The organism is Streptomyces sp. ALI-76-A (genome assembly GCF_030287445.1).
Lineage (GTDB): Bacteria > Actinomycetota > Actinomycetes > Streptomycetales > Streptomycetaceae > Streptomyces.
Map to the genome: position 1 here is coordinate 2,829,443 of NZ_JASVWB010000002.1, position 23,838 is coordinate 2,853,280.

The 23,838-nt window shown below is 72.8% G+C and carries 22 protein-coding genes; 15 read left to right on the forward strand and 7 right to left on the reverse strand.

Annotated elements, in window-relative coordinates; all coding sequences use genetic code 11:
- Window positions 1-5: 5 nt before the first annotated feature.
- The 5 genes from sucB (at window position 6) to QQS16_RS13735 (ending at window position 7,731) form a co-directional block, all read left to right on the forward strand.
- The gene (gene sucB, locus QQS16_RS13715) at window positions 6-1,835 is read left to right on the forward strand and encodes a 2-oxoglutarate dehydrogenase, E2 component, dihydrolipoamide succinyltransferase (protein WP_286061935.1); all 1,830 of its coding nucleotides are present in this window, start codon (window positions 6-8) and stop codon (window positions 1,833-1,835) included.
- A 221-nt stretch (window positions 1,836-2,056) separates the two neighbouring features.
- Entirely contained in the window at window positions 2,057-2,680 is a 624-nt protein-coding gene (locus tag QQS16_RS13720) for a GntR family transcriptional regulator (protein WP_286061936.1), read from the forward strand.
- A gap of 299 nt (window positions 2,681-2,979) precedes the next feature.
- Window positions 2,980-5,691 (forward strand): pyruvate dehydrogenase (acetyl-transferring), homodimeric type, encoded by a 2,712-nt coding sequence (aceE, locus tag QQS16_RS13725; protein WP_286061937.1) that lies wholly within the window; start codon window positions 2,980-2,982, stop codon window positions 5,689-5,691.
- Window positions 5,692-6,164: 473 nt separating this feature from the next.
- A complete protein-coding gene (locus tag QQS16_RS13730) occupies window positions 6,165-7,139 on the forward strand; it encodes a helix-turn-helix transcriptional regulator (protein ID WP_286061938.1) in 975 nt (324 codons plus the stop codon).
- Between the two features lie 73 nt (window positions 7,140-7,212).
- Window positions 7,213-7,731: a DUF4240 domain-containing protein gene (locus QQS16_RS13735; RefSeq protein WP_286066312.1), complete on the forward strand. Its 519-nt coding sequence runs from the start codon at window positions 7,213-7,215 to the stop codon at window positions 7,729-7,731.
- 58 nt (window positions 7,732-7,789) lie between these two features.
- On the opposite strand, the gene QQS16_RS13740 is transcribed toward QQS16_RS13735, so the two are convergent.
- On the reverse strand, window positions 7,790-7,987 hold the full coding sequence (locus QQS16_RS13740; protein ID WP_286061939.1) for a hypothetical protein: 198 nt from the start codon (window positions 7,985-7,987) through the stop codon (window positions 7,790-7,792).
- Between the two features lie 95 nt (window positions 7,988-8,082).
- On the reverse strand, window positions 8,083-8,832 hold the full coding sequence (locus QQS16_RS13745; protein WP_286061940.1) for a peptidoglycan recognition protein family protein: 750 nt from the start codon (window positions 8,830-8,832) through the stop codon (window positions 8,083-8,085).
- 268 nt (window positions 8,833-9,100) lie between these two features.
- Here QQS16_RS13745 and QQS16_RS13750 point away from each other — a divergent pair, with 268 nt between their 5' ends.
- Together QQS16_RS13750 and QQS16_RS13755 are read left to right on the forward strand one after the other, a co-directional pair.
- On the forward strand, window positions 9,101-10,285 hold the full coding sequence (locus QQS16_RS13750; protein ID WP_286061941.1) for a MarP family serine protease: 1,185 nt from the start codon (window positions 9,101-9,103) through the stop codon (window positions 10,283-10,285).
- Window positions 10,286-10,390: 105 nt separating this feature from the next.
- The gene (locus QQS16_RS13755) at window positions 10,391-10,618 is read left to right on the forward strand and encodes a hypothetical protein (RefSeq protein ID WP_286061942.1); all 228 of its coding nucleotides are present in this window, start codon (window positions 10,391-10,393) and stop codon (window positions 10,616-10,618) included.
- Here the strand turns inward: QQS16_RS13755 and QQS16_RS13760 are convergent.
- Window positions 10,599-11,087 (reverse strand): GNAT family N-acetyltransferase, encoded by a 489-nt coding sequence (locus QQS16_RS13760; protein ID WP_286061943.1) that lies wholly within the window; start codon window positions 11,085-11,087, stop codon window positions 10,599-10,601. The two genes, QQS16_RS13755 and QQS16_RS13760, sit on opposite strands and share 20 nt — an antisense overlap.
- A 73-nt stretch (window positions 11,088-11,160) precedes the next feature.
- Between QQS16_RS13760 and QQS16_RS13765 the strand changes: the two genes are divergently transcribed.
- Both QQS16_RS13765 and QQS16_RS13770 read left to right on the forward strand, forming a co-directional pair.
- The gene (locus QQS16_RS13765; protein WP_286061944.1) at window positions 11,161-12,057 is read left to right on the forward strand and encodes a TIGR01777 family oxidoreductase; all 897 of its coding nucleotides are present in this window, start codon (window positions 11,161-11,163) and stop codon (window positions 12,055-12,057) included.
- Between the two features lie 158 nt (window positions 12,058-12,215).
- Complete coding sequence (locus tag QQS16_RS13770) at window positions 12,216-13,727, forward strand: NAD(P)/FAD-dependent oxidoreductase (protein WP_286061945.1); 1,512 nt, start codon at window positions 12,216-12,218, stop codon at window positions 13,725-13,727.
- An 84-nt stretch (window positions 13,728-13,811) separates the two neighbouring features.
- Here QQS16_RS13770 and QQS16_RS13775 read toward each other — a convergent pair whose 3' ends face one another.
- Window positions 13,812-15,284 (reverse strand): NsdA family TPR-like regulatory protein, encoded by a 1,473-nt coding sequence (locus QQS16_RS13775; RefSeq protein WP_286061946.1) that lies wholly within the window; start codon window positions 15,282-15,284, stop codon window positions 13,812-13,814.
- Window positions 15,285-15,522: 238 nt separating this feature from the next.
- On the opposite strand from QQS16_RS13775, the gene lipB reads away from it, so the two are divergent.
- The 4 genes from lipB to QQS16_RS13795 all read left to right on the forward strand — a co-directional run bounded on the left by lipB (window position 15,523) and on the right by QQS16_RS13795 (window position 18,905).
- On the forward strand, window positions 15,523-16,416 hold the full coding sequence (gene lipB, locus QQS16_RS13780; RefSeq protein WP_286061947.1) for a lipoyl(octanoyl) transferase LipB: 894 nt from the start codon (window positions 15,523-15,525) through the stop codon (window positions 16,414-16,416).
- Window positions 16,417-16,670: 254 nt separating this feature from the next.
- A complete protein-coding gene (lipA, locus tag QQS16_RS13785) occupies window positions 16,671-17,660 on the forward strand; it encodes a lipoyl synthase (RefSeq protein ID WP_286061948.1) in 990 nt (329 codons plus the stop codon).
- Window positions 17,661-17,933: 273 nt separating this feature from the next.
- Window positions 17,934-18,134, forward strand: coding sequence for an SCO2195 family GlnR-regulated protein (locus QQS16_RS13790; RefSeq protein WP_286061949.1), 201 nt, complete (start codon window positions 17,934-17,936; stop codon window positions 18,132-18,134).
- Window positions 18,135-18,203: 69 nt separating this feature from the next.
- Window positions 18,204-18,905 (forward strand): DUF4191 domain-containing protein, encoded by a 702-nt coding sequence (locus tag QQS16_RS13795; protein ID WP_286061950.1) that lies wholly within the window; start codon window positions 18,204-18,206, stop codon window positions 18,903-18,905.
- A 131-nt stretch (window positions 18,906-19,036) separates the two neighbouring features.
- Here QQS16_RS13795 and QQS16_RS13800 read toward each other — a convergent pair whose 3' ends face one another.
- Complete coding sequence (locus QQS16_RS13800) at window positions 19,037-19,504, reverse strand: RDD family protein (protein WP_286061951.1); 468 nt, start codon at window positions 19,502-19,504, stop codon at window positions 19,037-19,039.
- A gap of 199 nt (window positions 19,505-19,703) precedes the next feature.
- Between QQS16_RS13800 and glnA the strand changes: the two genes are divergently transcribed.
- Window positions 19,704-21,113, forward strand: coding sequence for a type I glutamate--ammonia ligase (gene glnA / locus QQS16_RS13805; protein ID WP_286061952.1), 1,410 nt, complete (start codon window positions 19,704-19,706; stop codon window positions 21,111-21,113).
- A gap of 122 nt (window positions 21,114-21,235) precedes the next feature.
- Complete coding sequence (locus QQS16_RS13810) at window positions 21,236-21,493, forward strand: SCO2583/SCO2584 N-terminal domain-containing protein (RefSeq protein ID WP_286061953.1); 258 nt, start codon at window positions 21,236-21,238, stop codon at window positions 21,491-21,493.
- A gap of 220 nt (window positions 21,494-21,713) precedes the next feature.
- Here the strand turns inward: QQS16_RS13810 and QQS16_RS13815 are convergent, their stop codons facing one another.
- Window positions 21,714-22,019: a hypothetical protein gene (locus QQS16_RS13815; RefSeq protein ID WP_286061954.1), complete on the reverse strand. Its 306-nt coding sequence runs from the start codon at window positions 22,017-22,019 to the stop codon at window positions 21,714-21,716.
- A 252-nt stretch (window positions 22,020-22,271) separates the two neighbouring features.
- Window positions 22,272-23,648, reverse strand: a complete 1,377-nt coding sequence (locus QQS16_RS13820) for a DUF2252 domain-containing protein (protein WP_286061955.1) — start codon at window positions 23,646-23,648, stop codon at window positions 22,272-22,274.
- Window positions 23,649-23,838: the final 190 nt, after the last annotated feature.

Here is a 23,838-nt window from a genome sequence, read left to right on the forward strand (position 1 = left end):
AAACCATGGCGGTTTCCGTAACCCTTCCGGCGCTCGGCGAGAGCGTCACCGAGGGCACCGTCACCCGCTGGCTGAAGGCCGAGGGTGAGCGCGTCGAGGCCGACGAGCCGCTGCTCGAGGTCTCCACCGACAAGGTCGACACCGAGATCCCCTCGCCCGCCGCCGGTGTCCTGGCGTCCATCAAGGTCGCCGAGGACGAGACCGTCGAGGTCGGCGCCGAGCTGGCCGTCATCGACGACGGCACGGGCGCGCCCGCCGCTGAGCCGGCTCCGGCCGCCGAGCAGGCCCCGGCCGCCGAGGAGGTCGCCCCGCCGGCGCCCGAGCCGGCACCGGCGGCGCAGCCGTCCACCGAGCAGGCCGCCCCGGCTCCCGCTCCCACCGCCGAGGCCGCCTCCGGCGGCGGCAGCGCCGAGGGTACGGACGTCGTCCTGCCCGCGCTCGGCGAGTCCGTCACCGAGGGCACCGTCACCCGCTGGCTGAAGGAGGTCGGCGACTCCGTCGAGGCCGACGAGCCGCTGCTGGAGGTCTCGACCGACAAGGTCGACACCGAGATCCCGGCGCCCACCTCTGGTGTGCTGCTGGAGATCGTGGTCGGCGAGGACGAGACCGCCGAGGTCGGCGCCAAGCTGGCCGTCATCGGCGCTCCGGGTGCGGCTCCGGCCGCTGCCCCGGCTCCCGAGGCTCCGGCTCCGGCCGCCGAGGCCCCGGCGCCCGCTCCGGCTCCGGCCCCCGCGCCGGCCGCCCCCGCGGCTCCGGCCGCTCCGGCGCCCGCCCCGCAGGCGCCCTCGGCTCCCGCCCCGCAGCAGCAGACCACCCCGGCTCCCGAGCCGGCCCCGGCCGCTCCGGCGCCCGCGCCCGCCCCGGCGGCCGCCCCTGCTGCGGCTCCGTCCGCGCCCTCCGGTGACGACGGCGCCTACGTGACCCCGCTGGTGCGCAAGCTCGCCGCCGAGAACGGCGTCGACCTGGCCGGCGTCAAGGGCACCGGTGTCGGCGGCCGGATCCGCAAGCAGGACGTCATCGCCGCCGCCGAGGCCGCGAAGGCCGCCGCCGCGCCGGCTCCGGCCGCCGCCCCGGCCGCCGCCGCGAAGAAGGCCCCGAAGCTGGAGGCCTCCCCGCTGCGCGGCCAGACCGTCAAGATGCCGCGCATCCGCAAGGTCATCGGCGACAACATGGTCAAGGCGCTGCGCGAGCAGGCCCAGCTGTCCTCGGTCGTCGAGGTCGACGTGACCCGCCTGATGCGCCTGCGCAACCAGGCCAAGGACTCCTTCGCCGCGCGCGAGGGCGTCAAGCTCTCCCCGATGCCGTTCTTCGTGAAGGCGGCGGCCCAGGCGCTGAAGGCCCACCCGGTCATCAACGCCAGGATCAACGAGGCCGAGGGCACGATCACCTACTTCGACACCGAGAGCGTCGGTATCGCGGTGGACTCCGAGAAGGGCCTGATGACCCCGGTCATCAAGCACGCCGGTGACCTCAACATCGCCGGTATCGCCAAGGCCACGGCGGAGCTCGCGGGCAAGGTCCGCGCCAACAAGATCACTCCGGACGAGCTGTCCGGCGCGACCTTCACCATCTCCAACACCGGTTCGCGCGGCGCGCTCTTCGACACGATCATCGTGCCGCCGAACCAGGTCGCGATCCTCGGCATCGGTGCCACGGTCAAGCGTCCGGCCGTCATCGAGACGGAGGAGGGCACGGTCATCGGCGTCCGCGACATGACGTACCTGACGCTGTCCTACGACCACCGCCTGGTGGACGGCGCCGACGCGGCCCGTTACCTGACCGCGGTCAAGGCGATCCTGGAGGCGGGCGAGTTCGAGGTCGAGCTCGGCCTGTAAGCAGACGTTCCCGCTTGTACGGTGCCCCCGTCCGGAGTTCTCCGGGCGGGGGCACCGCGCTTTCCCCGGGGGCCGGCGGAGCCCCGTCCCGGAACGTGTAAGTCTCGTCTCACCTGCGCGAAAGCGCCCCCGTGCGCCCTTCCCCGAAGCGCCCACGGCCTTATTGTCTAAACGTCGAACGCCCCCGGGGCCGAGGGGCGGCCCCTCCTTAAGGAGCCCTCATGACCGCGCCCGTCGTCCACTCGCTGCGCGAACAGATCCGCGAGCACATCGTGGAGGGGATCGTCAGCGGGCGCTGGCAGCCGGGCGAGCGGATCGTGGAGCGGCGGATCGCGACCGAGCTGGAGGTCAGCCAGACACCGGTGCGCGAGGCGCTGCGCGAGCTGGAGTCGCTGCGGCTGATCGAGTCGGCGCCGAACAAGGGTGCGCGGGTGCGGAACCTGACGGCGGCCGACCTGGAGGAGAGCTACCCGGTCCGGGCCGGTCTGGAGGCCATCGCGGCGGAGTTGGCGGCCGGACGGCTGGCTCAGGACTGCTCGGCCCTGGAGCCGCACGTGGCCGCCCTGTACGAGGCGGACCGCGCGTCGGACGGCACCGCCCAGGTTCGCCACACGGTGGGTTTCCACCGGGAACTGGTCCGCGCGGCGGACAACTCGGTGCTGCTGCACACCTGGGAGGGCCTGGGCATCGAGGTGTTCACCGCTCTGTCGATCCGCTGGCTGGGGACGGTGCAGCAGTCGTACGCGGAGGAGCACGAGGAGCTGATGGCCGCGTTCCGGCGCCGGGACCCGCGGATCGCGGACATCGTGAAGGCGCATGTGCTGGGATGCGCGCCGCGCGCCTGACCCGTCACCGGAGCGTAGGTGCGCTCAGACGTGCTCCCACCTGCGAAATCCCGCTTCGGGAGCGACACTGCGTGTCTTCGGCGGAGGCACCCCGTGCCTACTTTCTCGTAATCGAGAGGTTTTGCCCTTCAACCCTTTGATCGATCATCGATCAGGGAGTTACAGTCGCCGACGGGCCACGCGGCGCGAGCCACGAGGTGTCACACCACCGAGGCCCAAGCCCTGTCCTGCCAAAGACCAAGGGCGACCCTGAACCCTTACCGATGAGGGAACCCCCTTCGACTGAGGAAGGCGGCGACATGACCGACCCCCACGCCATCCAGCCGAGCGCTCTCGACCAGCTCCCCGACCGGGACCCGGAGGAGACCGCCGAATGGCAGGCCTCGCTGGACGCGGTCGCCCAGGCGGCCGGGCCGCACCGTGCCGCGTACCTGATGCGGCGCACGCTGGAGCGTGCCGAGGGCAACGGCATCGCGCTGCCCAAGCTGCTCGAGACGGACTACGTCAACACCATCCCCACCGCCGCCGAGCCCGCCACCCCGGGTGACGAGGCGATGGAGGCCCGGATCACCGCCTGGAACCGCTGGAACGCGGCCGCGATGGTGACCCGGGGCGCGAAACACGGCGTCGGCGGCCACATCGCCACCTTCGCCTCCGCGGCCTGGCTCTACGAGACGGGCTTCAACCACTTCTTCCGGGGCAAGGAGTCCCAGGACTCCCCCGGCTCCGGCGACCAGCTCTACATCCAGGGCCACGCCTCCCCCGGCATCTACGCCCGCGCCTTCCTCGACGGCCGGCTCGGCGAGGAGCACCTCGACAACTTCCGCCAGGAGGCGGGCGGCAACGGCCTCCCGTCGTACCCGCACCCGCGGCGCCTGCCCTGGCTGTGGGAGTTCCCGACGGTGTCGATGGGCCTCGGCCCGCTCTCCGCGATCTACCAGGCGCGCTTCAACCGCTATCTGACGCACCGCGGCATCAAGGACGTCTCCGCGTCCCACGTGTGGGCGTTCCTCGGTGACGGTGAGATGGACGAGCCCGAGTCGACGGCGGCCCTCGCGCTCGCCGCCCGCGAGGAGCTCGACAACCTCACCTTCGTCATCAACTGCAACCTCCAGCGCCTCGACGGCCCGGTCCGCGCGAACTTCAAGATCGTGCAGGAGCTGGAGGCCCAGTTCCGCGGCGCCGGCTGGAACGTCATCAAGACGCTGTGGGGTTCGGCGTGGGACGAGCTGTTCCAGCTCGACACCACCGGCGCGCTCGTCCGCCGGCTGCGCGAGGTGCCCGACGCCCAGGTGCAGACGTATCAGACCCGGGACGCCGCCTACATCCGCCAGGACTTCTTCGGCGCCGACCCGGCGCTCGCCGAGATGGCGAAGCTGCTGAGCGACGACAAGATCCTGGAGTGCTTCCACCTCTCGCGCGGTGGCCACGAGGCCCGCAAGGTGTACACGGCCTACAAGGCGGCCGTCGAGCACAAGGGGGCGCCGACGGTCATCCTGGCCCAGACGGTCAAGGGCCACACCCTCGGCGAGGGCTTCGCGTCGAAGAACGCCAACCACCAGATGAAGAAGCTCTCGGTGGACGAGTTCAAGGCGATGCGCGACCTGCTGGAGCTGCCGATCAGGGACAGCGACTTCGTCGACGGCGTGGTGCCCTACGGCCACCCGGGCGCCGACTCCCCCGAGGTGCGCTACCTCCAGGAGCGCCGCGCGGCCCTCGGCGGCCCGGCTCCCGCCCGCCGTACGCACGCCCTCGCGCCGCTCCCGGCGCCCGCCGACAAGACGTTCGCCTCCTTCGACAAGGGCTCGGGATCGCAGAACGTGGCGACCACGATGGCCTTCGTCCGCCTGGTCAAGGACCTGGTCCGCGACAAGGAGACCGGCAAGCGCTGGGTGCCGATCGTCCCCGACGAGGCGCGCACCTTCGGCATGGAGTCGCTGTTCCCCTCGCTCGGCATCTACTCGCCCAAGGGCCAGACGTACGAGCCGGTCGACCGCGACCAGCTGATGTACTACAAGGAGGCCACGAACGGCCAGATCCTCAACGAGGGGATCACCGAGGCCGGTTCGATGGCGGACTTCATCGCCGCGTCCACCGCGTACTCCACGCACGGCGAAGCGATGATCCCGTTCTACATCTTCTACTCGATGTTCGGCTGGCAGCGCACGGCCGACCAGATGTGGCAGCTCGGCGACCAGCTCGGCCGCGGCTTCCTCGTCGGCGCGACGGCCGGCCGCACCACCCTGACCGGTGAGGGCCTCCAGCACGCCGACGGCCACTCCCCCGTGATCGCGGCGACCAACCCGGCGGCGCTGACGTACGATCCGGCGTTCGCCTACGAGATCGCGACGATCGTCAAGGACGGCCTGCGCCGGATGTACGGCGAGGCGGCCCCGGGCGAGGACCCGAACGTCTTCTACTACCTGACCGTCTACAACGAGCCGATGCCGCAGCCGGCCAAGCCGTCCGGCCTCGGCATCGACGAGGGCATCGTCAAGGGGCTGTACCGCTTCAACACGGCGGAGTCTGCCGGGGTCTCCGCGGTGGCCGACGCCCCGCGGATCCAGCTGCTCGGCTCCGGTACGGCGATCCACTGGGTGCTCAAGGCGCAGAAGCTGCTCGCCGAGGAGTGGGGCGTGGCCGCCGACGTGTGGTCCGCGACCTCGTGGACCGAGCTGCGCCGGGACGCCCTGGAGGCGGACGCGGCCCTGCTGCGCGGCGAGGAGCGGGTGCCCTACGTCCGGCAGGCGCTTCAGAGTGCCGAGGGCCCGGTGCTGGCGGTCTCCGACTACATGCGCCAGGTCCCGGACCAGATCGCGCAGTGGGTCGAGCAGGACTGGTCCTCGCTGGGCGCCGACGGCTTCGGTCTGTCGGACACCCGCGAGGCGGCCCGCCGCCACTTCGGCGTCGACGCCGAGTCGGTCGTCGTGGCGGCGCTGGCTCAGCTGGCGCGGCGGGGTGAGGTCAAGGCGACGGCGGTGAAGGAAGCGCGGGGGCGCTACGGGTTGTAGGCGCGGGGTCCTTCGGGGCGGGGGGACGCGACGGCCGTCGGCCGCCCGGGTCCCCTCGCCCGGTTCCGGCCGCGGTCGGGCCACCCGGTTCCGGTCGCGCCTCGGCCGCGGGCTCGTCGTGGTTGATCGCGCAGTTCCCCGCGCCCCTGGGGGCGCCTCCGTCGCATCTCGGCCGCGGGCTCGTCGTGGCTGGGCGCACAGTTCCCCGCGCCCCTGGGGGCGCCTCCGTCGCATCTCGGCCGCGGGCTCGTCGTGGCTGGGCGCACAGTTCCCCGCGCCCCTGGGGGCACCTCCCTCGCATCTCGGCCGCGGGCTCGTCGTGGCTGGAGGGTGCTTGTCCGGGCTTTTAGGGGCGGGGAACTGCGCGGTCGGCCACAGTGGGCCCGCGCCTGGACGGGTCACCGGCGGAGTCCTCCGCATCCGGGCCGGATACCCCCGCACATCGGCGATCGCGGCGCCTGCATCATGGCCGTATGCGTGCTGCCCGTCTCATCAGAATGGTGCTGCTGCTCCAGTCCCGGCCGTCCATGACGGCCGCCGAGCTGGCGCGGGAGCTGGAGGTGTCCGAGCGGACCGTCACCCGGGACGCGCAGGCGCTCTCGGAGGCGGGGGTGCCGGTGTACGCCGACCGGGGGCGGGCCGGCGGCTACCGGCTGATCGGCGGTTACCGGACGCGGCTGACCGGGCTGGCCCGCGGTGAGGCGGAGGCGCTGTTCCTGTCGGGGGTACCGGGCGCGCTGCGGGAGATGGGGCTGGAGGACGCGGCGTCGGCGGCCCGGCTGAAGGTGTCCGCGGCCCTGCTCCCGTCGGTGCGCGACGCCTCCCGCGCGGCGGCGCAGCGGTTCCATCTGGACGCGCCGAGCTGGTTCAAGGAGCCGAAGACACCCGAGCTGCTGCCCGAGGTCGCGGACGCGGTGTGGGACGACCGGCGGATCACCGCCCGGTACTGGCGCGGTGAGGACGAGGTGGTGCGGGAGCTGGAGCCGTACGGGCTCGTGCTCAAGGCGGGGGTCTGGTACCTGTGCGCGCGGGTCGCGGGGCGCGACGCGTACCGGGTGTACCGGATCGACCGGTTCACGGCGGTGGACACCGGCGAGGAGCGGTTCACCCGGGACGACGGCTTCGACCTGCCGGGATTCTGGGAGGAGCGGGCCGAGCAGTTCGCGCGCTCCATCCTGCGCGCCGAGGTCGTCGTCCGGCTGTCGCGGGACGGGGTGCGGGCGTTGCCGTACTCCGTCGGCTCCCGGTCCGCCCGGGAGGCGCTGGAGGCCGCGGGCGATCCGGACGGGGACGGTTGGGTGACGGTGACGCTCCCGGTGGAGTCCGAGGAGGTCGCGCACAGCCAGCTGGCGGCACTCGGCCCGGAGGCCGAAGTGCTGGCGCCGGAGAGCCTGCGGGCACGTTTCGTCGCGGACGCGATGCGGCTGGCCGCCCTGTACGGGACATAACGTCGTCGCGGACATAACAATCCGCCTCACTCCACGTGCGGGCCACCCGTCCAGGGCCGATGCTGGACCCGTGATGGACGAGACGGAGTTCTGGGAGCTGGTCGACGCCAGCCGCGAGGCCGCCGAGGGCGACCCCGAGGAGCAGGCCGACCTGCTGGTGGACCGGCTGCTCCAGCTGGACCCGGAGATGGTCCTCGACTTCGCCCGTCACTTCGAGGCCCGCTACAACCGCGCGTACACCTGGGACCTGTGGGGCGCGGCCTGGATCCTGCTGGACGGGGCGAGCGACGACGCCTTCGACTTCTTCCGGTGCTGGCTGATCGGCCAGGGCCGCGAGGTGTACGAGGGCGCCGTGCACGACCCCGACGCGCTCGCCGACCTCCTGGACGACTTCGACGAGGAGCTCGACGGCGACGGCGAGGAGCTCGGCTACGCGGCGGACGAGGCGTACGAGCAGCTCACCGGTGTGGTCGCCCCCGACCTCGGCATCCCGCCCGCTGGGTCCGAACCGGCGGGCACGCCCCTCGACTTCGAGAACGAGCGGGTGCTGGCGGAGCGTTGTCCCAAGCTGTGGGAGCGGTTCAGGGGCTGACTCGGGCGGCGCCGGCACTGGCACCGGATCCGGCACTCCGGCACCCCGGCACCGGTCCTCAGGCGACGACCCGGCGGCGGGTCGTGTCCGCCGGGACGTACGCTTGTGTCTGCTCCGCCTCCACCGCGTGGTGCATCGGTGCCCGGTTGGCCTGGTCGAGCGCGGACGCCGTGACGGCGGCCGGTCCCAGGACGACGGTCGCGACCGCGCAGACCACCGTCCACACGCGCCTGCTGCCCCTGATGCTGCTGCTCATGATCCCCACCTCGGGTCGGTTTCTGTCACCGACACCGACCGTAGGGCGCGGGGATCGCAGGACCCTGCGAGTGCGCTGTGCCGTTCCTGTGAGCCTCATGGCCGTCCCTGCAGTCGGGCCGCCACTCGCCTGATCTCCGGCAGGCGGGCGCTCAGGGCGGCGCCCGGGCAGCTGGTCATGTAGCCGTCGTCGTGGCCCGCCAGGGCGGGCAGCGTGGCGGCGACGCCGGCCGCGTACCGGCTGCCGCTGTTGCTGGAGACCAGGCGGATCCGCGCGCGGGGGTCGACGTCCGCCGGGCCCAGCTTCCAGGCGGCGAGTGCGGCGATCGAGTCGGTCATCGCCTTCGGGACGGGGACGCCGGCGGTGAACGTGCCGAGGGCGGCGACGCCCGTGCTGCGGTGGTTGAAGCCCTGGGTGTGGGCGCCGGTCACGGGCCGGTCGACGCCACCCGCGCGGCCCTCGTAGATGGTGCCGCAGCGGTCGACGAGGAAGTTGTAGCCGATGTCGTCCCAGTCGCGGGCGCCGGTCTGGCCCGTGTACAGGGAACGGATGATGCGGGGTGTCTCGGCGCAGTCGTAGGCGTTGGGCGAGTCGGTGTGGTGGACGAAGACGGCGACGACCTTGTCGTCGTAGCGCGGCGGTGGCTGGGGGCGCCGGGCGGCGGCGTTCAGCCAGGCCGTCCGCGGCACGATGCGCGGCCTGGCCGCGGTGTGCGGACCGGCCTGGCGGACGGCGGCGGTGTGCCGGCCGGCGCGGGCCGCGACCGTGTGCTCGACGCCGTTCGCGCACAGCACCAGCGCCCCGGCGGCGGTCAGGCCCGGCAGGCAGCCGAGCAGCACGAGCACGGTGGCCGGTATCCGTACGGGACGCCGTCTCCGTGCCCGCCGCGGTCTTCGCAGGACGCACATGCTTCCCACTGTCGGCCGGTTCCGACGCGTCCGCGATGTGTGCTGTGCCACCCGGTGGAACCATCGTCCGGGTCCGCGGCGTTTTCCCAGGTGCACGCACGCGTGACCGGTTCCGGTGGCCACGCGCGCGGGTGACTGATCACTGGGACCGTGCCACGCGTACTAGGAGACGCCCCCGTGAGGGGACCAAGAGAGAGGCGGCTCCGTGGACCTGCTCGACATCCTGCTGTTGCTGGTGATCCTCGCCTACGCGGCGTCAGGCTACCGGCGCGGGCTGGTGGCCGGCTGCGTCTCGCTCGCCGGTTTCGTGGGCGGCGCGGTCGTCGGCGTGTGGGCGCTGCCCTGGGTGATGGACCTGGCGACGCCGGGCACCACGGCGGCGACGGTGACCGCGGTGCTGACGGTGCTGGTCCCGGCCGTGCTCGGGCACGAACTCGCCGGGCGGCTGGCGCTCAAGCTGCGGCGGGAGCTGGACCGGGGGCCGCTGAGGGTGGCCGACGGGGTCGGCGGGGCCGCGGCCAACTCGGTGGCGGTGCTGATCGTGGCGTGGGTGGTCGCGAGCGTGCTGGGCGCGTCCTCGTCGCCGCTGGTCACGACCGCGATCCGGGACTCGGCCCTGCTGGGCGCCGTGCAGGACACCATGCCGGAGACGACTCCCTCCTGGTTCTCGCGGGCCACGTCCGCGCTGACCGAGGCGGGCTTCCCGCAGGTCTTCAACCCGTTCGAGAACGAGTCGACGGCCGAGGTCGCCAGGCCGACCGGCGACAGCGTCACCGCGAGCGCCACCAACGCCGCCAAGCTGAGCACCGTGAAGATCGAGGGCGTCGCGGGCACCCAGGGCCGCGAGGGCAGCGGCTTCGTGTACGCGCCGGAGCACGTGATGACCAACGCGCACGTGGTGGCCGGCATCGACGACCCGAGCGTGCGGATCGGCGGCGTCGGCCGGACGTACGAGGCGCGGGTGGTGCTCTTCGACCCGAACAAGGACGTGGCGGTGCTGTACGTCCCCGACCTGAGCGCGCCGGTGCTGAAGTTCGACGACGAGGCCGCGCGCGGCGAAGCGGCGGTCGTCGCCGGTTATCCGCAGGACGGCGACCTGAACCTCCAGGCGGCCACCGTGGCCAACCGGGTGCGGGCGACCGGGCAGAACATCTACAGCGACGCGACCGTCACCCGCGAGATCTACTCGATCCGCTCCACCGTCCGCCCCGGCAACTCCGGCGGCCCGCTGCTGACCACCGGCGGCGAGGTCTACGGCGTCGTCTTCGCCCGCTCCACCTCGGACGACGAGACGGGGTACGTGCTGACGGCGGACGAGGTCGCCGACGACGCGGAACGGGCGGCGAACGCGACGGCACCGGTCGACACGGGCGACCTGGTCACGTCCTGACCGACGCGGGTCCCCCGGCCCGCTGAGGCGTACGGCGTCGCTCACCCCGCCCTCGGACGGGGCAATGCCGCGTCCGGCGGCCCGGCCGGGCGTACCTGTGGGCGCATGTCACCTGCTGTCGCCGCCCTCACAACCGCCCTGCGGACCGCCCTCATGCCGGCCTGCCTGTTCGCCCTCACCGCCGCCGCCCCGGCCGAGCACCCGGTCAGCCCGGGCTGGGTGCTCGTCGGCTTCGCCACGGCGGCCGCGGTGGCGGGGATCCCGCTGTACCTGGTCGTGCGCAGACGCCGGGAGACCGCCACGGCCGACCAGGTCAGAGGCTGCGTCCCATGAGCACGTCGTCGACGTACCGGCCCTCCAGCAGGAACTCCCCGGGCAGCACGCCCTCCACCACGAAGCCCTCGGACTCGTAGAGCGCCCGGGCCGGGGCGTTGTGTCCGAGCACCCGCAGGGTGATCCGGCGCGCCCCGAGGCTGCGGGCCCGTTCCCGCGCGGCCCGCAGCAGCGAACGGCCGACGCCGGCGCCCCGCGCCTGCTCGGCGACCACCAGCCCCTGGATCTGGCGGACGTGGGCGTTGCACGCGAGAGGGGTCGGGAACCCGAGCTTGATGTACCCGACGAGCACACCGTCGAGTTCCGCGACGAGATGGTCCCGGGGCCCGAACCGCTCGCCGAAGAACGGTTCGTACGGCGGCTGGGGGCGGGGCTGGACGGCGTGCAGCGGGGACCAGGCGGCGCGGTCGAGGCGGCCCAGTGCCTCCTCGTCCTCGGCGGTGGCAAGGCGTATGTGCGGTACCGGCATGACGGTCACCCTAGGCCGAAGCCGGCGAGGCCCCAACGGGATCCCCCCCGGCCTCTGAGCGAGGATGGCGGTCATGAGACGTTCACGTATCGCGGTGGCCGGTGCCTCCGGTCTGATCGGCGGCGCCCTGGTGCGGTCCCTGACCGCGGACGGGCACGAGGTGGTGCGCCTGGTGCGCCGGGAGCCCCGGGCGCCGGACGAGGTCCGCTGGGACCCCGAGCGCGCGTACGTCGACCCGGCCGGGCTCACCGGGTGCGACGTCGTGGTCAACCTGGCCGGGGCGAACGTGGGCGGTCGCCGCTGGACGGACGCCTACAAGGCGCGGATCCGGGACAGCCGGGTGGGGGGCACGACCGCGCTCGCCGAGGCGGTCGCCGCCCTGGACGAGCCGCCGCGGGTCTTCGTGAGCGGCAGCGCGATGGGCATCTACGGCGAGACCGGTGACCGGCCCGTCGACGAGGACGCGCCGCCCGGGGAGGGCTTCCTGCCCGAGCTGTGCGTGCAGTGGGAGGGCGCCGCGGCCCCGGCCCGGGAGGCGGGCGTACGGACCGTGTTCACCCGCACGGGCCTGGTCGTGGCCCGCGGGGGCGGTGCCTGGGGACGGCTGTTCCCGTTGTTCCGGGCCGGACTCGGCGGGCGGATGGGGGACGGACGGCAGTACTGGTCGTTCGTCTCGCTGCACGACGAGGTGGCCGCGATCCGGCATCTCATCGACACCGACGGTCTGTCGGGGCCGTTCAACATCACCGCCCCGCGGCCGGTGACGAACCGTGAGATCACCGAGGCGATGGGGCGGGTGCTGCGCCGGCCGACGCTGTTCGCGGTGCCCGCGCCGGTGCTGCGGGCCGCGCTCGGTGAGATGGCCGGGGACGTGCTGGGCAGTCAGCGGGTGTTGCCGATGCGGCTGCTGGAGTCGGGGTTCACGTTCGCGTTCCCGGAGATCGACGGGGCGATCCGGGCGGCTCTGTGACGGGTGCGGTCGTATGCGACCGTCGTGCGACCGTGCCCTGTCGATGCGCGACTGCCCCCGGCCGGTGACGGCCCTACCCTCGACCCGAACTCGGGTATCCCTGGAGCCAGTCGGGGGCACGACGTCTCCACCGGCCGCGCAACCTCGAGGAGGGGCACGTGCTTGAGCCCGCGTACCAGGCGGACGTCGTGATCGTGGGAGCCGGCATTGCCGGGCTCTCGGCGGCACAGCGGCTGACCAGCGCAGGAGTGACGACCGCGGTACTGGAGGCCGCCCCGGGTGCGGGCGGCCGGATGTCGACCGAGAAGGTCGACGGCTTCCGGCTCGACCGCGTCGGGCAGCTGCTGTCCACGGCGTATCCCGAACTGCGGCGGACGCCCGGGCTGGACGGCCTGGTGCTGCGCCCCTTCGCGCCGGGCGTCCTGCTGCACTGCGACGGACGCCATCACTGGGCGGGCCCGCCCGCCGGCGCGGGGGGCGCACGGGGCGCACTCCACGCCGTGCGCGCCCTGGCGGCCGCTCCCCGGTCACCCGTGCCGAGGGGCCGGGGGGTTTCCCGGCCGGCCGCCGCGTCGAGGGACTGGGGTGATCGGGAGCCGGCCGCCGGGCCGGGGAGCCGGGGTGTTCCACGGGGGCCGGGCATGGGTTCCAGGAGCCGGGGCGCCCCCTGGCCGGCCGCCGGGTCCGGGACCGGTCGCGGCGCGCCCCGGGGGACCGCGCCGCTCGGTACCGCCGTCGACCAGGCCCGGCTCGGGGCCGCGCTCTCCCGTATCGCCCACGCGCCCGTCGAGCGCCTCCTGGCCCGGCTGGAACTGCCCGCCGGGCAGGCGCTCGCCGCCCGCGGACTGCCCGCCCGCACGATCGACGGCTTCCTGCGCCCGCTGCTCGCCGCGCTGCTGTGCGACCCGGAGCTGGCCACGTCCAGCCGGTGCGCGGACCTCGCGCTGCGCGCCTTCGCCCGCGGGCGGCTGTGTGTGCCGGAGGGCGGGGCCGAGGCGCTGCCGGAGCTGCTCGCGCGGACGCTGCCGCCGGGCACCGTGCGCACCGGCGTCCGGGTCACCTCGGTCTCCACGACCTCGGTGATCACCGCCGAGCACGGCGAGTTCCGCTGCCGGGCCGTGCTCCTCGCGACCGACGCGCGGGCCGCCGCCGACCTGCTGCCCGGCCTGCGGGTGCCGGACTTCCACCCGGTGACGGTGGTGCACCACACGACGGACGAGCCGCCGGCCACGGGCGCGTCACTGCTGCTGGACGCGGACCGCGGCGGCCCGGTCGCGCACACCGCGGTGGTCAGCCGCGTCGACCCGTCCCGCGCGCCCGCGGGCCGCACCCTGGTCTCCTCGACGGTCCTCGGCCCGCCCCCGGCCGGCCTCGACACCGCCGTCCGCATGCATCTGGCACGCCTGTACGGCACCTCGACGCGACGCTGGGAGACCCTCGCCGTCCACCACACCGCCGAGGCGGTGCCCGCCATGCGGCCGCCGCACGACCTCCGCCGTCCGGTACGGCTGCTGGCGGGCCTGTACGTGTGCGGCGACCACCGGGACACCAGTACCGTCCAGGGCGCGCTGCACTCGGCCCACCGGGCGTCGGCGGCGATCCTGGCGGACCTGGGGACGAGCGGGTCGATGCACCGGGCGGAGCCGATACCCACGGCGCGGGCCGCCTGAGACGCCCGGGGCGCGGGAGACCGCGCGACCGGCCGTGACGCCGTCGCGCGGACCCCGCCCCCGTCGGAGTCGGGGCGGTTCCCCTCAGCCCAGCGCCGCGACCTTGTCGCGGTACCCCCGCACCGGGGCCGCGTCCTTGTACGGCTCCAGCCTCCGCTCGAAGTCCCGTACGTACTCGACCGCCCGCACCGACCGCATCTCGGCCGCCGCGCCGGCCGCCTCGGCGCCGAGCGCGCAGGCCTGGTCGAGTTCGCCGAGGCCGAGGTGGGCGGAGGCGAGGACGACCCGGCAGAGGAGCCGACTGCGGGCGTAGGCGGGCGCGCGCAGTTGCAGGGAGCGTTCCGCGTGCTGGGCGGCCGCGCGGAACTGCTGGAGGTCCCGGTGGCAGTGCCCGAACTCGTCGGCGAGCTGTGCCTCGTCGAAGAACCGCGCCCAGTGCGGGACCTCGTCGCCGGGCCGGGCGGCCTCCAGCGCGCGCTCGGCCCGGACGAGGGACGCCGTGCAGGCGCGCACCTCCCCCAGCACCCCGTGCCCGCGTGCCTCGACCGCGTGCAGCAGCGCCTGCACGACCGGCGGGGCGCTGGTCCCGACGCCCTGCTGGGCCACCCGCGCCAGCTGCACGGCCTCCCGCCCGTGCCCGAGGTACACGGCCTGCCGGCTCATCGTGACCAGGACGTAGGAGCCGTAGGCCCGGTCCCCGGCGGCCTGCGAGAGCCGGAGCGCCTGCACGAAGTAACGCTGGGCGAGACCGTGCGCGGCGATGTCGTACGACGTCCAGCCCGCCAGTCTCGTCAGGTCGGCGGCGGCGGCGAACAGGCGGCGGCCGGTCTGCTCGCCGTAGGTGCCGCGCAGCATCGGCTCGCACTCGTGCTCCAGGTAGCGCACGAGGGCCTGGCGGGCGTGGCCGCCGCCGTACATGTCGTCGAGGGAGCGGAACAGCTCGCCGACCGAGCGGAGGGCGGAGATGTCGCCGCCGGTGACCTTCTGGCCGGGGGCGCGCTCGGACTGGCCGCGCTGGCGGGGCACCACCGGGCGGCCCTGCGCGGGCACCGTGGAGGTTCCTCCCGCTCGTGCGAAGCCGACAGTGGTGGAAGGCGGTTCACCGCGCGCCACCCGGTCGTCGGGGCGGCCGATCAGCCAGTCCCGGCTCGGCACCACCAGCCCCGCCGGGGTGAACGCGATCTTGCGGAGTTCCGCGTGACTGCCGGAGTCCTTGCGCCACAGTCCGCTGACGATGTCGACGGCCTCCTCGGGGCCGGCGGCGAACTCCAGGCCCGCGTAGACCGGCGCGCAGGCGTCGAGCCCGAGGTCCTGGGCGGTGAGCCTGCGGCCGAGGCGCCGGGTGAAGACCTCGGCGATCAGGGCGGGGGTGGTGCCGCGGGGCTGCTGTCCGCGCAGCCACCGGGTCACGGATGTCTTGTCGTATCTGAGGTCCAGCCCGTGTTCGAGACCGAGCTGGTCCACTCGACGGGCGAGACCCGCGTTGGAGAACCCCGCTTCTGCGATGAGCGCGGCGAGCTGTCGGTTGGGAGTGCGCTGCGCGGGTCGTTCCGTCATCTGCGGTGCGGTCTCCTGCCTGCCGGGCCGGCACGGGCCCCGAGACGCGCGTGCGGCCTCCGGCCGGGGCGGCGGCGGTGCTGCCGGGCGGCGCGGGGCGTGCTGTGCCTCGTCGGGGTCGCGTGGTGCCCGGATTGCCTGTGAGCAGCCCTTATGGCCTCTGCGAACGGCGCGAATGTAGCGGAGAGTGAGCAGGTGATCGCATGCTTCGACGTTCATTCATCCGATCGTGTGAGGATTGGCCACAGGGCTGACGCGCGACGCCCGGTCGTACAGTGGCGTAGGCACGCTTCGTGCCTTACGACCCGCCAGGGCTTCTAGGGAGGCGCTTGCCGTGAGTGAGTTGCGGTTCGTCCGGATGGGATTCGGTGCGGACGCCGTCGAGTACCAGGAGGCGTGGGACGAGCAGCGCCGGGTCCACGCGGCGCGGTTCGCCGACGAGATCCCCGACACCGTGCTGCTCCTGGAGCACCCCCCGGTCTACACGGCCGGCCGGCGCACGACGGACGGCGAACGTCCGCTCGACGGGACCCCGGTCATCGACGTCGACCGCGGCGGCAAGATCACCTGGCACGGCCCGGGCCAGCTGGTGGGCTACCCGATCCAGAAGCTCCCGCGTCCGGTGGACGTCGTCGCACACGTACGGCGGCTGGAGGAGGCCCTGATCCGCACCTGCGCGGAGTTCGGCCTGGAGACCAGCCGGGTGGAGGGGCGCAGCGGGGTGTGGATCCTCGGCGACCCGGTCGAGCGGCGCCCGGCACCGGGCGGACTCTCCCTCGACTTCGACCCCCGCCTCCAGGACGAGGAGTTCGACCCGCGTCTGAACGGGCCCGAGTACGCGCCCTCCAACGCCGGGCAGCGCCGCGAGGACCGCAAGATCGCCGCGATCGGCATCCGGGTGGCCAAGGGCGTGACGATGCACGGCTTCGCGCTGAACGTGAACCCGGACAACCGGTGGTTCGACCGGATCATCCCGTGCGGGATCCGGGACGCGGGGGTGGCGTCCCTGGCCGGCGAGCTGGGGCGCGAGGTGACGATCGCGGAGGTGCTGCCGGTGGTGGAGCGCCACCTGGCGGACGTCCTGCGCAACGCGGACCTGAAGCCCCGCGAGGTCGAACGGGCGCCGGCGTAGGCCCACAGGGGTTCTTCGCTCCCGCCGCCCCTACCCGTCCCGTTCTGGGGGCTGCCGTCCCAGACCCCCCGCTTCAGCCCTGAAGGGGCCTCGCCTGAAGGGGCCTCGTCCTCGAACGCCGGACGGGCTGATCCAGGAGGCGACACCCCCTGCGGGAATGCCTTCGGGAATGTGGAGGTTGCCCACTCCGGGGAGCGAAAACGTACGGGCGTACCCTGGTGTACGCCGAAGAATCGAAGCTACAGGGAGCCGATGTGTCCGCAGTCGCACCCGACGGACGCAAGATGCTGCGCCTGGAGGTCCGCAACAGCCAGACCCCCATCGAGCGCAAGCCCGAGTGGATCAAGACCCGGGCGAAAATGGGTCCCGAGTACACCAAGATGCAGAACCTCGTGAAGAGCGAGGGCCTGCACACCGTCTGCCAGGAAGCCGGCTGTCCCAACATCTACGAGTGCTGGGAGGACCGCGAGGCGACCTTCCTCATCGGCGGCGACCAGTGCACCCGGCGCTGCGACTTCTGCCAGATCGACACCGGCAGGCCCGAGGCCCTCGACCGCGACGAGCCGCGCCGCGTGGGTGAGTCCGTGGTCACCATGGACCTGAACTACGCCACCATCACCGGCGTGGCCCGCGACGACCTCCCGGACGGCGGCGCCTGGCTGTACGCCGAGACGGTCCGCCAGATCCACGAGCAGACCGCCGGGCGCGCGGAGGGCCGCACCAAGGTCGAACTGCTCGCCCCGGACTTCAACGCCGTGCCGGAGCTGCTCGAAGAGGTCTTCGCCTCGCGCCCCGAGGTCTTCGCGCACAACGTCGAGACGGTCCCCCGTATCTTCAAGCGCATCCGCCCCGGCTTCCGCTACGAGCGCTCGCTCAAGGTCATCACCGAGGCCCGCGACTACGGCCTGGTCACCAAGTCGAACCTGATCCTCGGCATGGGAGAGACCCGTGAGGAGATCAGCGAGGCGCTCCGGCAGCTGCACGAGGCCGGCTGCGAGCTGGTCACCATCACGCAGTACCTGCGCCCGAGCGTGCGCCACCACCCCGTGGAGCGCTGGGTCAAGCCGCAGGAGTTCGTGGAGCTGAAGGACGAGGCCGAGAAGATCGGCTTCTCGGGCGTGATGTCCGGCCCGCTGGTGCGGTCCTCGTACCGCGCCGGACGGCTGTACCGGATGGCCGTGGAGTCGCGCGAGTCGGCCGCTCCGCAGCGCGGCGGCGACTTCGTCGCCCCCCAGGCCGTCTGACACGCCGTCACCCGCCTTGCCCACAGCGGGCGGACCCAAGCGTGTGAATTCGCGCACAAGTAACTACCCGCCAGTAAAGGCCGATACGACGCGGTCCTGACCGTCCTCGCAGATGAGGGCGGCCACCAGGGCCGCGTCCGTGCGTGGGGCCGCCACATCAAGGCTTCATGGGTGTTTGACCGGCAGGTCATGCCCTGGTAACACCAATCAGTGACCCTGGACTCACACCACGTGCACCCATACCCAGAGCGGTATCGAGGGGGGACCTCCATCATGCAGGCCGCGCCTGTTCGCGCCACCGCGATTCCTTCGTTCACCGACGCACTCCGCGCCGTCGAATCCCTGCTCCTGAGCAACGGCCAGCGCACCGCCCGCCGCAACGCCTGGACGTCCGTACTGGAGGACCGCCGCCGCGCCAAGGACAGGATCGAGGCGCAGCGCGTCCTGGAGCAGACCTTCACCATCCCCTCCTGACGCGCCCCCTCCCCTTCCGGACGGGCACTGCCGTCGTCCGCGCTCCCGGGGGCACGTAGACTTCGGGGCATGGCGAGGAAGGACACGGCAGCGGACGCTGCGAATCCCGGGCGACTCAAGCAGATCGCTCTGACCTACAAGATGACCCGCAAGGCCGACAAGAAGATCGGTCTTGTACTCGCGGCTGTCGGAATCGTCACCCTTGGTGTCTTCCTCGCGATCGGTTTCTTGATCGGTCACCCCGTATACCTCGGCATCCTGGGCCTCCTGCTCGCCTTCCTCGCGTCGGCGATCGTGTTCGGGCGCCGGGCCGAGCGGGCGGCCTTCGGGCAGATGGAGGGACAACCGGGCGCCGCGGCGGCCGTACTGGACAACGTGGGCCGGGGCTGGACGACCACCCCCGCGGTCGCGATGAACCGCAGCCAGGACGTGGTGCACCGGGCGGTCGGCAAGGCCGGCATCGTCCTGGTCGCCGAGGGCAACCCGAACCGGGTGAAGAGCCTGCTGGCCGCCGAGAAGAAGAAGATGAACCGCATCGTGGCCGACGTGCCGGTGCACGACCTCATCGTCGGCACCGGCGAGGGCCAGGTTCCGCTGAAGAAGCTGCGCACCACGATGCTGAAGCTTCCGCGGGTGCTCACCGGCCCGCAGGTCACCGCGACCAACGACCGGCTGCGGGCGCTGGGCGACCTGATGAGCAACATGCCGCTGCCGAAGGGGCCGATGCCCAAGGGCATGAAGCTCCCGAAGGGCGGACCGAAGGCCCGCTGACCCACCCGCTGTTCTCCTTCTACGTCGAAGAGGGCGCCCGGATCACTCCGGGCGCCCTCTTCGACGTGGACGACGCCGTGTTCGTTCGCGGCACAGACGTCGCAACGTATGCGTCCGAGCGGCGGGTTTCGCTAGATGCGGACTTCCACCGTGCGGGCCAGCCGGTCGTGCAGACCCCGGCCGTCGCGGTCCCAGATCAGCGCCGGGAGGGCGAGGCACAGCAGGGCGGTGCGCAGCAGGGCCCGCCAGGGATTGACGCGGCCGGTCTCCACGGCGACCACCCGCACGCTGAAGAGGCGCTTGCCCGGAGTGACGCCGATGGTGCCGACCGTCAGGACGCTCATCACGAAGAAGACCAGGAGCGCCCAGTTGGAGGTCGTCTGGCCATAGCTCTGCGTGATCAACTGGGATGCAATCAGGACGCTCATCGCCCAGTCCACCGCCAGCGCCCCGAGGCGTCGCCCCGGCCGGGCGATCGACCCGGGCCCCTCTTCCGGCAGGCCGAGCTGCTCGCCCCGGTATCCGAAATCGACACCGGCGTCCTCCGCGGCCGCGCGGGGGCCCGAGAGCCACGAACCGATTGCTTCCCTCTTGTCCACGCGTCCACCGTACTGCGCCCGTTTCGCGATACGGACAGGTGGGGTGGAGTGGACCGTGTCCGGTTAACTTGGGCGAAACAAATGGGTCACGCCTGAGAAATCACCCGTACCTAGGGTCGAGGTCAGCGTGTGCCACCGCACTGGCCGCACGAACGAACTACCACCCCGGCACGGAACGGTCGGGAGTAGGAGGAGCTGGATGTTCCAGAACGCCGACGAGGCCAAGAAGTTCATCGCGGACGAGGGCGTCAAGTTCATCGACGTCCGCTTCTGCGACCTGCCGGGCGTCATGCAGCACTTCACGGTGCCCGTTGAGGCGTTCGACCCGGACGAGGAGCTGGCCTTCGACGGATCCTCGATCCGTGGCTTCCAGGCCATCCACGAGTCGGACATGGCGCTGCGCGCGGACCTGTCGACCGCTCGGGTCGACGCCTTCCGCCGCGACAAGACGCTGAACATCAACTTCTTCATCCACGACCCGATCACCGGCGAGCAGTACAGCCGTGACCCGCGGAACGTGGCCAAGAAGGCCGAGGCCTACCTCGCCTCCACCGGAATCGCGGACACCGCGTACTTCGGTCCCGAGGCCGAGTTCTACGTCTTCGACAGCGTCCGCTTCGCCACCACCGCGAACGAGTCCTTCTACCACATCGACTCCGAGGCGGGCGCCTGGAACACCGGCGCCCTCGAGGACAACCGTGGCTACAAGGTCCGTTACAAGGGCGGCTACTTCCCGGTCCCGCCGGTCGACCACTTCGCCGACCTGCGCGCCGAGATCTCGCTGGAGCTGGCCAAGGCCGGCCTCCAGGTCGAGCGCCAGCACCACGAGGTGGGCACCGCCGGCCAGGCCGAGATCAACTACAAGTTCAACACGCTGCTCTCCGCCGCCGACGACCTCCAGCTCTTCAAGTACATCGTGAAGAACGTGGCCTGGCGCAACGGCAAGACCGCGACCTTCATGCCGAAGCCGATCTTCGGTGACAACGGCTCGGGCATGCACGTCCACCAGTCGCTGTGGGCCAACGGCGACCCGCTGTTCTACGACGAGGCCGGTTACGCGGGTCTGTCGGACATGGCCCGCTTCTACATCGGCGGCATCCTCAAGCACGCCCCGTCGCTGCTGGCCTTCACCAACCCGACGGTGAACTCGTACCACCGTCTGGTCCCGGGCTTCGAGGCGCCGGTCAACCTGGTGTACTCGCAGCGCAACCGCTCCGCGGCCATGCGTATCCCGATCACCGGCTCGAACCCGAAGGCCAAGCGCGTCGAGTTCCGGGCGCCCGACTCCTCCGGCAACCCGTACCTGGCGTTCTCCGCGCTGCTGCTCGCGGGCCTGGACGGCATCAAGAACAAGATCGAGCCCGCCGAGCCGATCGACAAGGACCTGTACGAGCTGGCTCCCGAGGAGCACGCGGGCGTCGCGCAGGTCCCGACCTCGCTCCCGGCCGTCCTCGACCGCCTGGAGGCCGACCACGAGTTCCTGCTCGCGGGCGACGTCTTCACGTCCGACCTGATCGAGACGTGGATCGACTACAAGCGCACCAACGAGATCGCGCCGTTGCAGCTGCGTCCGCACCCGCACGAGTTCGAGCTCTACTTCGACGTGTGACCGGACCACGCGTCCTCCCCGCGTGAGCCGTTCGGCGCCCCCGCTCCTGGTTTCCCGGGACGGGGGCGTCGTCGTATCGTTGATGGCACGACTGTTCGAGAGGGATGACGGGGGTTGCGGCGATGTCCGGACAGGACGACGCGGAGCGGGAGTTCGATCTCAGGTGGGCCGACGACGCGGAGCACAAGGAGCCCTCCGCACGGGCCCGGATGCTCGCCGCCCGCTGGAAGGACAACCCTCCCGCGCCGCAGCCGTTCCGCGCCGATCCCGACCACGCGGGGCCGCGCCGGTCGTCGTGGCGGTCGACGGCCGTCGTGCTCGGTTGCGTGGCGGCGGTCATCCTGCTGCTGGGGTACGCGAACTTCCGGGCGCCGTACTAGTGCCGCGGCAGGCAACGTTTGTCCGTCAAGGAGCGGCGTCCGGTGCGTGCTCTCGGCGTGCTGGCCGGAAGCCCTCGTACTGGATGTACTTGGGCTTTCGGCCGGTGCGGCGAGAGGGCGTGCCGGGGGTCGCGACGGGGCGAACGTTGCCTGCCGCGGCACTGGAGCCGTGGCAGGAGCGCCGCGGCGGCGCGCCGCGCGTTGTCCGGACCCGCTCCGCTCACTTGGTCTTCTCGCGTGCCTGCCGACGGGACTCGAAGGGGCGCTCGCGACGGTAGCGGCGCTCCCACCTGGCCTGCCGGTCACGGCGGGCGCGGTAGGCGCGGTAGCTGCCGGGCACGGAGCCCGGGGCGCCCTGGGAGGCGCCGGGCGCCCCTGTCCGGCCTCCCGAGGAGGACGTCGAGGACGCGCCCTGTCCGTACCGCAGGTACAGGAAGAGGACGGCGACGGCGGCGAGCCACCAGACGTGGTCTCCGAATCCCAGAACGACCAGGACGACGGTCCCGGATATGACGATGGTGCCCATGACGGGCCTCCGTGGGCGTGGGTGATGAGCGGTGCCGACTGTCCCGGCTGGGCGCTGGGGGTGAACGCCCGGCCGCCGGATGCGTAGCAGAGTAGCCCCGAGTCCGCAGGGTGATGCCTGTCCTGCGGCAAGCGCTGGGGTACAGCTCCGCACCATGTGTCCAGCGTAAGGACGCCGTAACTGACCGTGCATCCTCTTTTTCCTGCTCTGCCTTTCCGGGCCGGGGGACGCGGGGAGACCGGCGAGCCGGTCTCAGCATCCCGGGTCGGCCCTCACCACCCCGGCCGCGACGGCCGCGCAGAAGGTCGTGTGGTCGTGGGCGGTCTGGTCGGCGTAGCCGAGGGCGAAGTCGGCGACGGCGTGCTCGAAGGTGCCGGCGCCGCCCAGGTAGCCGGCGATGGCGATCCGGTCGCCGGAGCGGGCGTGGGCGCGGGCCAGGGCGGTGCCGCAGAGGCGCGCGTAGGCCGCGAGGTCGGCGGGGCCCATGCCGGCGACGTCCGCTGCGGCCTGCGTGTCGCGCAGGTGCCGCCAGTAGAAGGGGCGCCCCTGCGGGCCGCTCGCCCACCCCAGGAAGACGTCACCGGTGGCCTGGAGCAGCCGCTGCCCGGCGACGACGCGGTGCCCGTGATGGACGTACGGCCCGCTCGGCAGATGCTCCTCCAGTACGGACCTGCGCGCCTCCCTGATCCGCAGGAAGAGGGGGTCGTCCGGGTCCCGGCCGGCGAGCAGCACGAGGAAGCTGCGGGTGCCGACGCCGCCCACGCCGACCACCTCGCGGGCCGCGTCGACGAAGCGGTAGCGGTCCAGGAGCTGCCGGCGCTCGTCGGCGAGGGTGGACCGGTAGTCGCTGAAGATCTTGCGCACGGTGGCCGTGTCGGCGGCGCCGGCGGGTTCGAGGAGCGGCGGGTCGTGGACCAGGCGCCGGCGTCCGTCGACGACCTCGGTGAGCCTGCCGAGGGGTTGGAGGCCGGTGCGGCGGCGGGCCCGGGTCAGGCTGGACCCGGCCCGGCGGCGCCGATCGGAACGGACCAGCGACCGCAGGCCGTCGGCGTCGATGCGCTCGTACCAGACGTCGAGTTCACCGCGCCCGGCGAGACGGCGGACGGCACGGCGGTAGCCGGCGGCGGCCTCCAGGGCGGCGTGGCGGACCTCGGCCTCGCTGTGGCCGTTCTCGCGGGCGGTGACGGCGACGCTGGCGGCGAGGCGCTTGACATCCCACTCGAACGGGCCCGGGAAGGTCTCGTCGAAGTCGTCGAGGTCGAACAGCAGGCCGCGTTCCGGGGAGGCGTGGAGACCGAAGTTGAGCAGGTGGGCATCACCGCACAGCTGCACCGTGAGGCCGGTGTGCGGCTGGGCGGCGAGGTCCGCGGCCATCACGGCGGCCGCGCCGCGCAGGAACGCCGAGGGCGAGGCGGCCATGCGGCCGTACCGGACCGGCAGCAGCTCCGGCAGCCGGTCGCGGTCCTGCCGCTCCAGGACGCCGACGGGGTCGGGCCGGTCGACGGCGGGGACCCGGGCGGCGTGCGCGGAGCGGGGGACGCGCTTGCGGGCCGCCTTGCCGCCGGCGGCGCGGGCGGCCGGATCGGTGCGGTGGGCCGGGCGGGCGGGGACGGCCGGGGTGCTGGTCATCTGGGCTGCCTTCGCATCGCGCCTCCTCGGGTGCCCCGGTGTCGTCACCTCCTGATCGCAGTGAAGGCCGGGGGGTGGGGCGTACGCATGCCGGGTACGGCGAACGGGTGACGGCGGCCGGGCTCGGTCACCGGGTCCGGCGGCCGGGTCCAGGCGGGCGGATCTCGGCGACCGGATCTCGGCGGCCGGA

Excerpts from the sequence above, each read along its gene's own strand:
- QQS16_RS13730 (WP_286061938.1), top strand. The coding sequence starts at position 6,165 with ATGCGTGCTGCCCGTCTCATCAGAATGGTGCTGCTGCTCCAGTCCCGG.
- glnA (WP_286061952.1), top strand. The coding sequence starts at position 19,704 with ATGTTCCAGAACGCCGACGAGGCCAAGAAGTTCATCGCGGACGAGGGC.
- aceE (WP_286061937.1), top strand. The coding sequence starts at position 2,980 with ATGACCGACCCCCACGCCATCCAGCCGAGCGCTCTCGACCAGCTCCCC.
- QQS16_RS13815 (WP_286061954.1), bottom strand. The coding sequence starts at position 22,019 with ATGGGCACCATCGTCATATCCGGGACCGTCGTCCTGGTCGTTCTGGGA.
- QQS16_RS13765 (WP_286061944.1), top strand. The coding sequence starts at position 11,161 with ATGAGACGTTCACGTATCGCGGTGGCCGGTGCCTCCGGTCTGATCGGC.
- QQS16_RS13795 (WP_286061950.1), top strand. The coding sequence starts at position 18,204 with ATGGCGAGGAAGGACACGGCAGCGGACGCTGCGAATCCCGGGCGACTC.
- QQS16_RS13755 (WP_286061942.1), top strand. The coding sequence starts at position 10,391 with ATGTCACCTGCTGTCGCCGCCCTCACAACCGCCCTGCGGACCGCCCTC.
- QQS16_RS13735 (WP_286066312.1), top strand. The coding sequence starts at position 7,213 with ATGGACGAGACGGAGTTCTGGGAGCTGGTCGACGCCAGCCGCGAGGCC.
- QQS16_RS13775 (WP_286061946.1), bottom strand. The coding sequence starts at position 15,284 with ATGACGGAACGACCCGCGCAGCGCACTCCCAACCGACAGCTCGCCGCG.
- QQS16_RS13790 (WP_286061949.1), top strand. The coding sequence starts at position 17,934 with ATGCAGGCCGCGCCTGTTCGCGCCACCGCGATTCCTTCGTTCACCGAC.
- QQS16_RS13720 (WP_286061936.1), top strand. The coding sequence starts at position 2,057 with ATGACCGCGCCCGTCGTCCACTCGCTGCGCGAACAGATCCGCGAGCAC.
- QQS16_RS13740 (WP_286061939.1), bottom strand. The coding sequence starts at position 7,987 with ATGAGCAGCAGCATCAGGGGCAGCAGGCGCGTGTGGACGGTGGTCTGC.
- QQS16_RS13820 (WP_286061955.1), bottom strand. The coding sequence starts at position 23,648 with ATGACCAGCACCCCGGCCGTCCCCGCCCGCCCGGCCCACCGCACCGAT.
- QQS16_RS13810 (WP_286061953.1), top strand. The coding sequence starts at position 21,236 with ATGTCCGGACAGGACGACGCGGAGCGGGAGTTCGATCTCAGGTGGGCC.
- QQS16_RS13760 (WP_286061943.1), bottom strand. The coding sequence starts at position 11,087 with ATGCCGGTACCGCACATACGCCTTGCCACCGCCGAGGACGAGGAGGCA.
- sucB (WP_286061935.1), top strand. The coding sequence starts at position 6 with ATGGCGGTTTCCGTAACCCTTCCGGCGCTCGGCGAGAGCGTCACCGAG.